Origin of the sequence: Rhizorhabdus dicambivorans, assembly GCF_002355275.1 — a bacterium.
Taxonomy (GTDB): Bacteria; Pseudomonadota; Alphaproteobacteria; order Sphingomonadales; family Sphingomonadaceae; genus Rhizorhabdus; species Rhizorhabdus dicambivorans.
In genome coordinates, this window is sequence record NZ_CP023449.1 from 3011810 (window position 1) to 3024332 (window position 12523).

Consider the following 12523-nt stretch of genomic DNA (forward strand, 5'->3'; position numbering starts at 1 on the left):
CTGGCATCGGCGGCGAAGACTGCTAACAGGTCGGCATGGCCCTGCCCGTTCGACGCTCGACCGCCGCGGCGCTGACCGCCGCCCTGATGCTCACTTCGGCCTGCATTCCTGCGGTCGATCGCGCCGAAACCCGGCGTCCCGCCCCCTCTGCGCCGGCCCGTGCCAAGAGCCCGCCCCGCATGCCCGAATCGGCACAAGCGGCGAGGCCCGCCCCGCCGCCGACAGCGGCCGAGATGCAGCCGGTGGTGCCCGGCCCGCCGCCACCGCCCGTATCCGAAGCCGCCCCCACTCCGCCGCCGCCGGCCTGGCAGGTGAAGGTGGTGGCGCCGGCGGCGGTCGAGGTGGTGCCGTCGACCTATGTGGTGAAGAAGGGCGACACCCTGCGCGGCATATCCGAGGCGACCGGCGCCGGATCCGAGACGATCGCGCGGGTCAACAACATCGCCGCCCCGTTCAAGATCATCGTCGGCCAGAAGCTCAAGATCCCGGGCGGCCGCTATCACAAGGTCGGCAAGGGCGAGACCGGCATCGCCATATCGCGCGCCTATGGCGTCGAATGGACGCGGATCGCCCAGCTCAACGAGCTGGAGGAGCCCTATGTCCTGCGCGAAGGCCAGCGGCTGATGCTGCCGAGCCAGAAGGAGGTCGCGGGGATGAGCGCCGACCAGCGCGCCGCCGCCTTCCGGCTGGACATCGAGGACCTGATCTCGGGCTCGGAACCCGCGCTCGCCACCCGCGAGAAGCCGGCGGCGCCGGTCTCCACGCCCAAGCCGGTGGCGCCGACGGTGCCGGTGGCCGAGCCGCAACGCTTCGCCGGGCGGTTCGACTGGCCGGTGCGCGGGCCGATCCTGCGCGGCTTCGGGTCGATCGGCAGCGGCCAGCGCAACGACGGCATCAATATCGGCGTGGCCCAAGGCAGCCCGGTCGCCGCTGCCGCGGACGGTGTGGTCGCCTATGTCGGGCAGGATATCCCCGCCTATGGCACGCTGATCCTGCTGCGCCATGGCGACGGCTGGATCAGCGCCTATGGCTATGCCGACAGCATTACCGTTTCGCGCGGCCAGAAGGTGGTGCGCGGCCAGACGATCGCGAAGAGCGGGGTCAGCCCCTATAGCGGCCAGCCACAGCTGCATTTCGAAATCAGGAACGGGCTGAAGCCGGTGAATCCGGCTAACTATCTGTCCTCGCGCAGCTAGATCGATCCGCCTCGAAGACGCTCTGACGGCGAGCGCTGTCGGGCGCCATCGCGTTCCGCATCGGCCTGCCCCTTGCGCGCCGATGCGACCGCCGCCTCGACGCTCTTTCTGAACCGGGCGAACGGCGGACGCACCCCATGCGCCAGCAGGACGCGCCGGACGGAGGACCGCGTCCCGGTCAGATAGAGGGTCGCGCCCTGCCGCCGCGCCTTGGCGGCAAGGCCGGCGATCGTCGCGGCCGCGGTCGAATCGAGCAGGGGGACGTCGGAGAAATCGACGATATAGGCGCCGGGCTGGTCGCCGATCCGATCGAGCGCCGCGCCCACCGTCGCTGCCGCACCGAAGAAGAAAGCCCCTGATATCCGGCACAGCACGATCCCGGGATCGCTCGCCAGGGCGGCGTCATAGCCCTCCTCCCCGCCGCCCTCCCGATCGGCACGGTCGGCGGGGGACAGCAGCGGCCCGCCATGCTCCACCGCGACCGCTTCCGCCATACGGTGGAGGAACAGCAGCGCGCCAAGCCCAAAGCCCGCCAATATGCCTTCGGTCAGATCGCGGAAGATGACGAGGAGAAAGGTGACCAGCAGCACCACCGCATCGCCGCGCGAGGCGCGCAGCAGCGTGGCGAATTCATGCTTTTCGGCCATGTTCCAGCAGACCATGGCGAGCACCGCCGCCAGCGCGGCGAGCGGGATGTAGCTGGCGAGCGGGGCGGCGATCAGCAGGAAGATCAGCAGGAACAGCGAATGGAGCATCCCCGCGACCGGCCCGTGCGCGCCGGCGCGGACATTGGTGGCGGTGCGGGCGATTGTGCCGGTCACGCAGAGGCCGCCGAACAGCGCCGAGGCGATGTTGGCGATCCCCTGCGCGACGAGTTCGGCATTCGAACGGTGCCGCCGCCCGGTCATGCTGTCGGCGACCACCGCCGAGAGCAGGCTTTCGATGCTGCCGAGCAGCGCGAAGGACAGCGCGGCGGGCAGCACCGCGACGATCCGGTCCAGGCTGAGATCGGGAAGGTGCGGCGCGGGCAGCGAGCGCGGAATGCCGCCGAAGCGCGTCCCGATCGTCGCAACGTCCAAACCGGCGGCGGCGGCGAGCAGCGCGGCCACGACGATGGCGACGAGGAAGGCCGGCCAGTGCGGCCGGAACCGGCGGACGATGATGATGATCGCGATCGTCAGCAGCGCGACCGCGCAGGCCCCCACGCTGACGCTGGGCAGCGCCGCGCCGAGCGCGTGGAGCTTGGGCAGGATCGCCCCCGGCTCGGGCCCCGTCAGCCGCAGCCCCAGCAATTCCTTCACTTGGCTGACGAAGATCACCACCGCGATCGCCGAGGTGAAGCCGACCGTCACCGGATAGGGGATATATTTGACGAAGGTCCCCAGCCTTAGCAGGCCGATCGCCATCAGCATCAGCCCCGAAAGGAAGGTGGCGAGCAGCAGGCCGTCCAGCCCGTGCTGCGCGACCGTCGCGGCGACCAGGACGATGAAGGCGCCGGCAGGGCCGCCGATCTGGAAGCGGCTGCCACCCAGCATCGAGACGATGAAACCGCCGACGATCGCCGCATATAGGCCGCGATCGGGGGTGACGCCTGACGCGATCGCAATCGCCATCGACAGCGGCAGCGCGACAATCGCGACGGTGAGGCCTGCCACCGCATCGGCGCGCAGATCGGCCGCGCCATAATGATCGCGCAGGATGGTGACGAGCTTCGGCGTGTAGAGCTCGCGGAAGCCGGGTCCGGAGACGCGGGCCATTATCTCGCCGGCTCCTTCAGCCGGCCCGGCCGCCCGCCGGGCCTGCGGCCTTGAAGCGCACCCCGCGCCCCTGCCCCGTGCTCGGCGCATTGTCGCCGATCAGCTCGATACCGGCGGCGTCGAACGCCTCGACAACCTTGGTGAGCGTATCGATCATGCCGCGCACCGTGCCTTCGCTCGCCTCCATCCGCTGGATGGTGGGCAGCGAAACGCCGGCCATCTCCGCCAGCTGACGCTGGTCGATCCCGAGCAGGGCGCGTGCGGCGCGCATCTGGCCAGCCGTGATCATGCAAATCTTCCGAATTCTACAATATTATATGGTATAATTGATGTTTTATACATCATGATCGATGGTTGATATAACATATATAGCGGAAAGTCGAGCCCGCTCTTTCCGCCGGCTCTCGCAATTTGGAGGGAAAGCGCCTATGTGGCGCGCCACCCATGGCAATTGAAATCCCCCCTGCGCCGAAGATCGGCATGGTCTCGCTCGGCTGTCCCAAGAATCTGGTCGACAGCGAGCGTATCCTCACCAAGCTCCGCTCGGACGGCTATGGCCTGTCGCCCGATTATGCGGGAGCGGACGTGGTGCTGGTCAACACCTGCGGCTTCCTCGACAGCGCCAAGGAGGAGAGCCTGGAGGCGATCGGCGAGGCGATCGCCGAGAATGGCCGCGTGATCGTCACGGGCTGCATGGGCGACGAGGCCGAGGTGATCCGCGCCCGCTTCCCCAATGTCCTCGCGATCAGTGGGGCGCATCAATATGAGGAAGTGGTCGGCGCGGTGCATGAGGCGGCGCCGGTGCCGCCATCGCCCTATGTCGATCTGGTGCCCGAGGCGGGGCTGAAGCTGACCCCGCGCCATTACAGCTATCTGAAGATATCCGAGGGCTGCAACCACCGGTGCAGCTTCTGTATCATCCCGTCGATCCGTGGCGATCTCGCCAGCCGCCGGCCCGATGCGATCCTGCGCGAGGCCGAGAAGCTGGTCGCCGCCGGCACCCGCGAGCTGCTGGTGATCAGCCAGGACACATCGGCCTATGGGCTGGACCTGAAGCACAAGAGCTTCCCGCTGAAGGGCCGCGGCGAGGTGCGCGCGCACATGACCGACCTGGCCCGCGAACTGGGCAGGCTCGGCGCCTGGGTGCGGCTCCACTATGTCTATCCCTATCCGCATGTCGATCATGTGATCCCGCTGATGGCGGAGGGGCTGGTGCTCCCCTATCTCGACATCCCGTTCCAGCATGCCGCCCCCAGCGTCCTCAAGGCGATGAAGCGGCCGGCCAACGACGCCAAGGTGCTCGAACGGCTGCGGGCGTGGCGGGCGATCTGTCCCGATATCGCGATCCGCTCGACCTTCGTGGTCGGCTTCCCCGGCGAGACCGAGGCGGACTTCCAATATCTGCTCGACTGGCTCGATGAGGCGCAGCTCGACCGGGTCGGCGCGTTCCGCTTCGAGCCGGTGGCGGGTGCGGCTGCCAACGACCTGCCCGGCGCGGTGCCCGAGGCGGTGAAGGAGGAGCGCTACGCCCGGATCATGGACAAGTGCGCGGCGATCTCGGCCGCCAAGCTGCAGGCGAAGGTCGGCCGCACGCTCGACGTGATCGTCGACGCCGTAGACAGTGCTGGGCCGGACGGCGAAGGCGGCGCGACCGGCCGCTCAAAGGCCGACGCACCCGAGATCGACGGCGAGGTCCATCTGCGCGACGCGGGCGAACTGCAGCCCGGGGACATCGTGCGCGTGCTGATCGAGGATGCCGACGAGCACGACCTGTTCGGGGTTGCGGTGAACTGAGTGTGTCGTCCCGGCGGAGGTCGGGGGGCGACGGTCAGGTGAGGGGCGGCAGCTTTTCGATCAGCTTGTCGACGGTGATCGGGAATTCGCGGATGCGCACGCCGGTCGCGTTGTAGATCGCGTTGGCCACCGCGGCGCCCGCGCCGCAGATGCCGAGTTCGCCGACGCCCTTGGCCTTCATCGGCGAGCTTTTGTCGTCGAGCTCGTCGAAGAAGACGACATCCTGATCGGGAATATCGGCGTGGACCGGCACATGATAGTCGGCCAGGTCGCGGGTGACGAAATAGCCGAAGCGGGTATCGACGACCAATTCCTCCATCAGCGCCGCACCCGCGCCCATCGTCATCGCGCCGATCACCTGGCTGCGCGCCGATTTGGGATTGAGGATGCGCCCCGCCGCGAACGCCCCGCCCTGGCGGCGGATGCGCACCTCGCCGGTCGCGGCGTCGACCCCGACCTCGCAGAAATGCGCGCCGAAGGTCGCCTGGGCGTAGCGCTCCTGGAGATCGCCATATTCCATGCGGTCCTCGACGACGACACCGTCCGGGCCCGCCGCGTCGGCCAGTTTTACCCGGCGGTTGCCGGCGATGACATGGCCATCGGCGAAATCGGCGTCGTCCGCGTTGAAGCCCGCCTTCTGCGCAAGCGCGCGGCGCAATGAGACGCAGGCCGCATAGACCCCCGCCGTCGAACTGTTGGCGCCCCATTGGCCGCCTGAGCCCGCCGACACGGGATAGAGGCTGTCGCCGAGCCGCACCTCGACCCGATCGAGCGGCACGCCCAGCATCTCGGCGGCGGTCTGGGCCATGATCGTGTAGCTGCCGGTGCCGATATCGGTCATGTCCGACTCGACCAGCACCCTGCCCCTGCCGTCCACCGACACGCGCGCGCCGGAAGCCCCGACCAGATTGTTGCGGAAGGCCGAGGCCATGCCCATGCCGACCAGCCAGCGACCGTCGCGGACCTGCCCCGGCGCGGGATTGCGGCGCGACCAGTGGAAGCGTTCGGCGCCCACACGCAGGCATTCGACCAGCTTGCGGCTGGAAAAGGGGCGGTTCGGCCCCTTCTCCGGATCATATTGGACATCGTTGCGGATACGCAGCTCGACAGGATCGAGCTTCAGCTTTTCGGCCAGCTCATCCATCGCCACTTCGAGCGCGAGCAGGCCGACGGCCTCGCCCGGCGCGCGCATCGCATTGCCCTCGGGCAAGTCCAGCTCGCTCAGGAAATGCTCGATCCGGCGGTGTTCGCCGCGATAGAGCAGCCGGGTCTGCGCGCCGGCCGTCTCCGGGCCACCGCCGGGCAGGTCGCCCGACCATGTCTCATGCGAGATCGCGTCGATCCGCCCATCCTTGCCGGCGCCGATACGGATGCGCTGGATCGTCGCGGGTCGGTGGGTGGTGTTGTTGGCGATCTGCGGCCGGGCCAGCGCAACCTTGACCGGCCGGCCGATCCGGCGCGCTGCGAGCGCGGCGAGCACCGCATCGGCGCGGATCCACAGCTTCGCGCCGAACCCGCCGCCGACGAAGGGCGAGACGATGCGGACGTTCTTCTTCGGGATGCCCAGGGTCACGGCCAGATCACGCACAGCCCAGGCGACCATCTGGTTCGAGGTCCACAGGGTGAGCTTCTCGCCCTCCCACGCCGCGGTCGTGGCGTGCGGCTCCAACATCATATGGCTCTGGTCGGGCGTGTTGTAGACAGCGTCGAGCGAAATCGGGGCGTTGGCAAAGGCACCGTCGAAATCGCCGACCGAGATGCTCGACGGCCCCGAGAAGGACGGCCCCGCCGCGCGGGCATGGGCGCGTTCGGTGGCAAGATCGAAGCGCCCCTTTTCGGCGGCATAATCGACCCGCACGAGACGGGCGGCATCGCGGGCCTGCTCGAAGCTTTCGGCGACGACCAGCGCGATCGCCTGATCATGGTGCTGGATCGTCGGCCCGCCCAGCAGAGCGGCGACGTGCGATTCCGATTTCTTGAGCGGCCCGGCATTGGCGGCGGTGACGATGCCGAGCACGCCGGGCGCGGCCTCCGCGTCGCGGCTGTCGATCGAGCGGACGCGCCCTCTGGCGATGGTGGCGCCGACGATCCAGCCATAGGCGGCGTCTGGCGCGACATCGTGCCGTTCATAGGCATAGGGCGCGGTGCCGCTGACCTTGCGGGGGCCGTCGATCCGGTCGTGGGGATGGCCGACGACGCGCTGCCGGTCGATCGGATTGGCACCGGCGGGCGTATCGAACTTCATGCTCATGCCCGGGCCTCCGCCAGCACCGCGCCCAGCGTCCGGCGCAGCAGCGTGAGCTTGAAGCGGTTCTGCTCGGTCGGCGTGGCGCCGAGCGTCGCCGAGGCCGCTATCGCATCGGCCCCGCTCAGTTTCTCGGCCGCCTCGACCCGCCAGGGCTTCGGCGCGACGCCGCCAAAGGCGAAGCGCTGCCCCTCCGGCCCGACCACCGCCGCGACCGATACCAGCGCGAAGGCATAGGAGGCGCGGTCACGCACCTTGCGATAGACATGCATGCCGCCGAGCGGCGCCGGCAGGGTGACGGCGGTGATCAGTTCGCCGAGCGCCAACGCGGTCTCGATATGCGGGGTGTTGCCGGGCAGTATGTGGAAATCGGCGATCGGGATGGCCCGGACGGTGCCATCGGGCCGCACCGTCTCCACCGTCGCATCGAGCAGCCGCATCGCCACCGCCATGTCCGACGGATGGGAGGCGATGCAGTCGTCGCTGACGCCGAGCAGCGCCAGGCCCCGGCTGAGCCCACCGATCGCCGCACAGCCCGAACCGGGCCTGCGCTTGTTGCACGGTTTGCTGGTGTCGTAGAAATAGGGGCAGCGGGTGCGCTGGAGCAGGTTGCCGGCGGTCGTCGCCTTGTTGCGGAGCTGGCCTGAAGCGCCTGCTACAAGAGCCCGCGAGAGCACCGCATAGTCCCTGCGTACCCTTTTGTCGGCGGCGAGATCGGTGTTGCGGACGAGCGCGCCGATCCGGAGGCCGCCATCCCCGGTCTTCTCGATCCTGTCGAGGCCGAGCCGGTTGATGTCGATCAGATGGGTCGGCGTCTCGACCTGAACCTTCATCAGGTCGAGCAGGTTGGTGCCGCCAGCGATGAACTTCGCGCCCGGATGCGCGGCGGCGAGCTTCGCCGCCTCGGCCGGGTCGGCGGCGCGGCTATAGCTGAACGGCTTCATGCCTTGCCGCCCTTCCCCGCCACGTCGCCGATCGCGGCGACGATGTTCGGATAGGCGGCGCAACGGCAGATGTTGCCGCTCATCCGCTCGCGCACTTCCTCGTCGGAAAAGGCGACCTCCATCAGGTCGGCTGTCGCGTGGCTCGGCACGCCGCGCTCGATCTCGTCGAGCATGGCGACCGCCGAGCAGATCTGGCCGGGCGTGCAATAGCCGCACTGATAGCCGTCATGCTCCACGAACGCCTGCTGCATGGGATGGAGATCGCCGGGCGAGCCCAGCCCCTCGATCGTCGTGACCTTTTCGCCTTCGTGCATCACCGCGAGGGTCAGGCAGCTGTTGATCCGGCGCCCTTCGACGATCACCGTGCAGGCGCCGCACTGGCCATGATCGCAGCCCTTCTTCGTCCCGGTCAGGTGGAGATGCTCGCGCAGCGCGTCGAGCAGGGTGGTGCGGGGATCGAGCGACAGGTCGCGATCCTTGCCGTTGACGGTGAACCGGACCGGAACCGAGGGTGGCGACGCGGCCTGCGCCTTCGCTCCGGCAGCGGCGGCGGGAGCGGACAGGGCCGCCGCCGTGACGGCGCCCGTGGCCAAGACGCTGCGCCGTGTCATTCCCTTGCCCTCACAGGAAAAATCGTCCGAAATCATGAGCGCCCCGCTGTGCCCGACCCTGGCACAACCGGCGAGGAACGGCTTCGTTCCGCCAGGACCAGAACGGACCCGAAATGGTCTTTATCACGACCGGGAAGACGGGCAAATGGTCAGCCCCAGAGAGCCGGGGGGGCGGGAAAGGCGGTTCCGCGATCGAAGCGCACAGGCGGATCGCGATCGGCGGCGAGCAGCAGCGGCCCGTCTATATCCACCCAGCGCGCGCCCTGCGCCGCCAGGATCGCCGGAGCGATGCCGAGCGATGTGGAGAGCATGCAGCCGACCATCAATTCGAGCCCCAGCGTCCGCGCCTCGGCGGCGAGCGCCAGCGCCTCGGTGAGGCCGCCGGCCTTGTCCAGCTTGATGTTGATCGCGGCGTAGCGGCCGGCGCAGCGGGCAAGATCGGCGCGATCCTGGCAGCTTTCGTCGGCGCAGAGCGGGATCGGCGAGACGACCCCGTCGAGCAGATGGTCCTCTCCGGCCTTGACCGGCTGCTCGATCAGCTCGACCCCATAGGGCAGCAGCGCCGCCGCCTCGGCGGCGACGTCACGGCCGGTCCAGCTTTCATTGGCGTCGACGATCAGCCGCGCATCGGGCGCACCCCGGCGGACGGCGGCGACCCGGTCGATATCGCCCTCCCCGGCCAGCTTGAGCTTGAGCAGGGGATAGACCGCCGCCGCCGCGCGGGCATCGGCCTCCATCCGGGCGGGCTCGCCCAGCGAGATGGTGAAGGCCGACTGAAGCGGGCCCGGTTCGGCAAGGCCGGCGAGCAGCCAGGCCGGGCGGGCAGTGAGCTTCGCCTCCAGATCCCACAGCGCGCTGTCGATCGCGTTGCGCGCCGCGCCGCGCGGCATCGCGGCCAGCAGCCGATCGCGGTCCAGCCCGGCGGCAATCGCACCGGCCATGGCCTGCGCCTGCGCGCGGACACTCTCCGCGCTTTCGCCATGATAATAGATGGCGGTCGCCTCGCCACGGCCGACATGACCGCCCTCGGCAATCTCGACCAGCACCGTATCGACATGGGTCTTGGCGCCGCGCGCGATGACGAAGCTGCCGGCGACCGGCCAGGTTTCGATCCGCGCGGCCAGCGACCGCCCGCCTGTTTCGGCCATCAGGTGAGCGAATCCCCGCCCCCGCGACGGCGCGGGATGTCGCGCGGCTCCGGGGTCTGCCAATAGGCGCGCGGCAGGATGCGGCCCCTGCGGTCGAACGCAGCCTTGATCTCCGGCCTCTTCAGGAAGGCGGCCCACAGGTCCCTGAGCCGCGACGGCGCCGCGGCGTGGAACGATCCGGTCGGTTGGAACTGGAGCAGCAATTCGCCGGCCGCATCCTCATCCTTGAAGGCCTCGAGGGTGAGCGCGGACGCCTCCGCGTCACGGCGCGCGCAGAGCAGCGCCTCGATCGCCGCGGCGTGGTTCTGCGCCGCCATCGGCTTGAGCCTGCCCATCGCGGCGCTGGCCTCGCCCGCGCGGCCCAGCGCGCTCAGCGTGCAGACCTCGGTCCGGTCGAGCCAGCGCAGCCCGAATTCATTGAGATAGGTGGCGGCACGGGTCCGTGCGCCGCGCGCCGCTTCCAGGCCCTGTGCCCAATGGCCGTTCTCGTCGAGCAGTTCGGCATAGCTGATCAGGGCGGTCGCCGCTTCGGGCGTGCGTTCGAGGTCGACGGTCATGAAGCCCTGCAGCTGACGTTCGGCCTCATCGCCGCGCCGGAGCGCCGCCAGCGCGCGCGATCGGAGCAGCGCTATCTGCACCGCATCCCGGCTCATCCCGTCCGCGACCGCGACGCCGCCGGTCATGTCCAGGGCGTCCTGATAACGGCCGAGCAGCAGCATCGCCGCAGCGGCATGGCGCAGCGCAGCCTCCGAATCGGGCGAGGTCGCGAAAGCCGACAGCCGGTCGCGTGCATAGCGGTCGACCGACGTCGCGCCGGCCGGGCCGACCTGGGCCTCGATCGCCGGCCACAGCGCCGCGAACTGGCGATCGACCAGCATCGCGGTCAGCAATTCAGGCTCATCGACCCGGTCGATCAGCCCCTCGGCCTCGGCGGCCTCATTGCGCCGGATCAGTGCGGCGATCGCAACGCCGGCGAACCACGAGCGCATTTCGGGAAGGTCGGCGGGCCACCAGTCGGCGCGCGTGAGCGCGATCAGCATCCCCTCGCGCGCGTCCCGCGCCTGGGGACCATCGGCGCGACTCAGCTGGTTCGATATCTCGCGGACCGCCGCCCCCGTCAGCATGTCGAGATTGTCGGGGGATGTCGCGGCCAGGGTGGCGAGTTGTTCGGCGGCATCGACGAAGCGGCTTTCCCCCGCCGCGATCAGCACGCCGAAGGCCCGCACGACGCCGTCGCGGGGCAACAACCCGGCCAGTTCGCGCTGGGTGCCGGCCAGATCCTCATAGCGCGACTCACGACCCAGGCAGAACAACCGCATCCGCTGGACCAGTGTCCGCTCATCGCCCTTTTCGAGGGTGGGGACGAAGGGGTCGAGCGCCCGGAGGACGGCGGCACAGTCCTCGCGTCCGGCCGCTTCCTGCGCGGCGGCCAATGCGGTGGGGAGATCGCCGGGCGGCGTCGTGGGCGCGGCGCCGGCGGGCCCGGCGGCGGCGAGGATCAGCGCGGCAGCAGACAGCAGGGCCCGGCGCCTGGGCAGATTTTTTGCATTTATCGCAATTTCCGGACGGACGGATGATCCCGCCAGCCTCGAAACCGCCCTAGCGCGCATGCGTGGCGATCCACGCATCGACCACGGGCGCGATCTCATCGCGCCAGCGGCGGCCGTTGAAGATGCCGTAATGGCCGACCTTCGGCGCCAGCAGGTAGCGCTTCTTCTCGTCCGGAAGCTTGGCCGCGATGGTCAGCGCCGCCCGGGTCTGCCCGATACCCGAGATATCGTCACGCTCGCCTTCGATCGCCAGCAGGGCGATGTCCTCGATCGCGGACGGGTCGACGCGGCGGCCGCGGTGCATGAACTCCCCCTTCGGCAGCAGATGCCGCTGGAAGACCTGGTCGATCGTCTGCAGATAGAAATCGGACGCCATATCGCAGACCGAGCGATATTCGTCATAAAAGGCCTTGGTCGAGTCCGCGCTCTCCTCATCGCCTTCGACGAGATGCTTGAACATGCTCCAGTGGCTGACGAGATGGTTGCCGAGGTTCATCGCCATGAAGCCGGTGAGCTGGAGGAAGCCCGGATAGACCTTCCGCCCAGCACCCGGATAATAGACCGGCACGGTGTGGATGACATTCTGCTCGAACCAGGCGAGCGGGCGCTGGGTGGCGACGGTGTTGACCGCCGTCGGCGCCTCGCGCGTGTCGACCGGGCCGCCCATCATCGTGAGCGTCAGCGGGCGGCAGGGATGCTTGTCGGCCGCCATCAGCGCCGCGGCGGCATAGGCCGGAACCGACGGCTGGCAGACGGCCAGCATATGGGCGTTGGGGCCGAGGCGTTCGAGGAATTCGATGATATAATCGATATAATCGTCGAGATCGAAGCTGCCCTCGCTGGTCGGTACCATCTTCGCATCGCGCCAGTCGGTGATGTAGACGTCATGGCTGGTCATCAGCCGCTCGACCGTGCCGCGCAGCAGGGTGGCATAGTGGCCCGACATCGGGGCGACGATCAGCAGCTTGGGCTGGTTGAGGATGCCATAGCGGCGGAAGCGCTTGAGCTGGCCGAACGGCTTGCGGAGCAAAATCTCCTCGGTGACCTTCACCTTCTTTCCATCCACCTCGATCTCGGAGAAACCGAAATCGGGCTTGCCGCGCGAGGCGGAGGCATGGGCGAACACATCCAGCCCCGATGCCATCATCGGCGCCATGTTGCTGTAGGACATCGGATTCATCGGGTTCTGCAGCCATTGGGCGCCGATATTGGCCCATGCACTGGCAGCCGACATCATCGTCCGCTGAAACTCATAGGCATCGTACAGCATCTATTTCT

The 12523-nt window shown here is 68.8% G+C and carries 10 protein-coding genes; 2 read left to right on the plus strand and 8 right to left on the minus strand.

Features of this window, described 5'->3' with window-relative positions:
• The first annotated feature begins 35 nt into the window (after nucleotides 1-35).
• The gene (locus CMV14_RS14210; protein WP_066967244.1) at nucleotides 36-1196 is read left to right on the plus strand and encodes a M23 family metallopeptidase; all 1161 of its coding nucleotides are present in this window, start codon (nucleotides 36-38) and stop codon (nucleotides 1194-1196) included.
• On the opposite strand, the gene CMV14_RS14215 is transcribed toward CMV14_RS14210, so the two are convergent.
• Complete coding sequence (locus CMV14_RS14215) at nucleotides 1193-2953, minus strand: SulP family inorganic anion transporter (protein ID WP_066967248.1); 1761 nt, start codon at nucleotides 2951-2953, stop codon at nucleotides 1193-1195. The two genes, CMV14_RS14210 and CMV14_RS14215, sit on opposite strands and share 4 nt — an antisense overlap.
• Nucleotides 2954-2969: 16 nt before the next feature.
• Complete coding sequence (gene relB / locus CMV14_RS14220) at nucleotides 2970-3242, minus strand: type II toxin-antitoxin system RelB family anti-toxin (RefSeq protein ID WP_066967250.1); 273 nt, start codon at nucleotides 3240-3242, stop codon at nucleotides 2970-2972.
• A gap of 155 nt (nucleotides 3243-3397) precedes the next feature.
• Between relB and rimO the strand changes: the two genes are divergently transcribed.
• Nucleotides 3398-4747, plus strand: coding sequence for a 30S ribosomal protein S12 methylthiotransferase RimO (gene rimO / locus CMV14_RS14225; RefSeq protein ID WP_066967253.1), 1350 nt, complete (start codon nucleotides 3398-3400; stop codon nucleotides 4745-4747).
• 34 nt (nucleotides 4748-4781) lie between these two features.
• Here the strand turns inward: rimO and paoC are convergent, their stop codons facing one another.
• The 6 genes from paoC to CMV14_RS14255 form a co-directional block, all read right to left on the minus strand.
• On the minus strand, nucleotides 4782-6992 hold the full coding sequence (gene paoC, locus CMV14_RS14230) for an aldehyde oxidoreductase molybdenum-binding subunit PaoC (protein ID WP_066967256.1): 2211 nt from the start codon (nucleotides 6990-6992) through the stop codon (nucleotides 4782-4784).
• Between the two features lie 2 nt (nucleotides 6993-6994).
• Entirely contained in the window at nucleotides 6995-7936 is a 942-nt protein-coding gene (locus CMV14_RS14235) for an FAD binding domain-containing protein (protein WP_066967259.1), read from the minus strand.
• On the minus strand, nucleotides 7933-8583 hold the full coding sequence (gene paoA, locus CMV14_RS14240; RefSeq protein ID WP_066967261.1) for an aldehyde dehydrogenase iron-sulfur subunit PaoA: 651 nt from the start codon (nucleotides 8581-8583) through the stop codon (nucleotides 7933-7935). The genes CMV14_RS14235 and paoA overlap by 4 nt, the downstream gene beginning before the upstream one ends.
• A gap of 113 nt (nucleotides 8584-8696) precedes the next feature.
• The gene (gene dgcA, locus CMV14_RS14245; RefSeq protein WP_066967264.1) at nucleotides 8697-9695 is read right to left on the minus strand and encodes an N-acetyl-D-Glu racemase DgcA; all 999 of its coding nucleotides are present in this window, start codon (nucleotides 9693-9695) and stop codon (nucleotides 8697-8699) included.
• Complete coding sequence (locus CMV14_RS14250; RefSeq protein ID WP_066967267.1) at nucleotides 9695-11305, minus strand: hypothetical protein; 1611 nt, start codon at nucleotides 11303-11305, stop codon at nucleotides 9695-9697. Before CMV14_RS14250 ends, dgcA begins: the two co-directional genes overlap by 1 nt.
• Nucleotides 11295-12515 (minus strand): polyhydroxyalkanoate depolymerase, encoded by a 1221-nt coding sequence (locus tag CMV14_RS14255; RefSeq protein ID WP_066967270.1) that lies wholly within the window; start codon nucleotides 12513-12515, stop codon nucleotides 11295-11297. The genes CMV14_RS14250 and CMV14_RS14255 overlap by 11 nt, the downstream gene beginning before the upstream one ends.
• Nucleotides 12516-12523: the final 8 nt, after the last annotated feature.

Bases quoted from the DNA above. Each gene is read 5' to 3' on its own strand.
- CMV14_RS14210 (WP_066967244.1), top strand. From the start codon at position 36: ATGGCCCTGCCCGTTCGACGCTCGACCGCCGCGGCGCTGACCGCCGCC.
- CMV14_RS14215 (WP_066967248.1), bottom strand. From the start codon at position 2,953: ATGGCCCGCGTCTCCGGACCCGGCTTCCGCGAGCTCTACACGCCGAAG.
- relB (WP_066967250.1), bottom strand. From the start codon at position 3,242: ATGATCACGGCTGGCCAGATGCGCGCCGCACGCGCCCTGCTCGGGATC.
- rimO (WP_066967253.1), top strand. From the start codon at position 3,398: ATGGCAATTGAAATCCCCCCTGCGCCGAAGATCGGCATGGTCTCGCTC.
- paoC (WP_066967256.1), bottom strand. From the start codon at position 6,992: ATGAAGTTCGATACGCCCGCCGGTGCCAATCCGATCGACCGGCAGCGC.
- CMV14_RS14235 (WP_066967259.1), bottom strand. From the start codon at position 7,936: ATGAAGCCGTTCAGCTATAGCCGCGCCGCCGACCCGGCCGAGGCGGCG.
- paoA (WP_066967261.1), bottom strand. From the start codon at position 8,583: ATGATTTCGGACGATTTTTCCTGTGAGGGCAAGGGAATGACACGGCGC.
- dgcA (WP_066967264.1), bottom strand. From the start codon at position 9,695: ATGGCCGAAACAGGCGGGCGGTCGCTGGCCGCGCGGATCGAAACCTGG.
- CMV14_RS14250 (WP_066967267.1), bottom strand. From the start codon at position 11,305: ATGCGCGCTAGGGCGGTTTCGAGGCTGGCGGGATCATCCGTCCGTCCG.
- CMV14_RS14255 (WP_066967270.1), bottom strand. From the start codon at position 12,515: ATGCTGTACGATGCCTATGAGTTTCAGCGGACGATGATGTCGGCTGCC.